The organism is Haloferax sp. AS1 (assembly GCF_014530665.1).
Lineage (GTDB): Archaea > Halobacteriota > Halobacteria > Halobacteriales > Haloferacaceae > Haloferax > Haloferax volcanii.
The window spans coordinates 1,678,636-1,678,874 of record NZ_SPSA01000001.1; the positions used below are offsets into that span (position 1 = coordinate 1,678,636).

The 239-nt window shown below is 71.5% G+C and carries 1 protein-coding gene; it reads left to right on the forward strand.

Going from position 1 to position 239, the window contains the following annotated elements; translation table 11 throughout:
* Positions 1–239: AAA family ATPase (locus E4P24_RS19435; protein WP_188148379.1), on the forward strand; the 239-nt coding region annotated here is incomplete at both ends.

The following is a 239-nucleotide window of genomic DNA, read 5'->3' on the forward strand; positions in this document are numbered from 1 at the left end:
CCTCGACCTCGACGTGGTCCACCTCAACCGACTCGTGAAAGACGAGGGTCTCTGGACCGAGCGCGACGACGAGCGCGACACGCTCGTCGTGGACCTCGACGCCGCCCGCGACGAGCTCGGCGCCTGGGACGGCATCGTCGAGAGCCCCCTCGCACCCCACTTCGCGGCCGCCCGCGTGGTCGTGCTTCGCTGTCGGCCCGACGTACTCGAACAGCGTCTCCTCGACCGCGGCGAGGCCG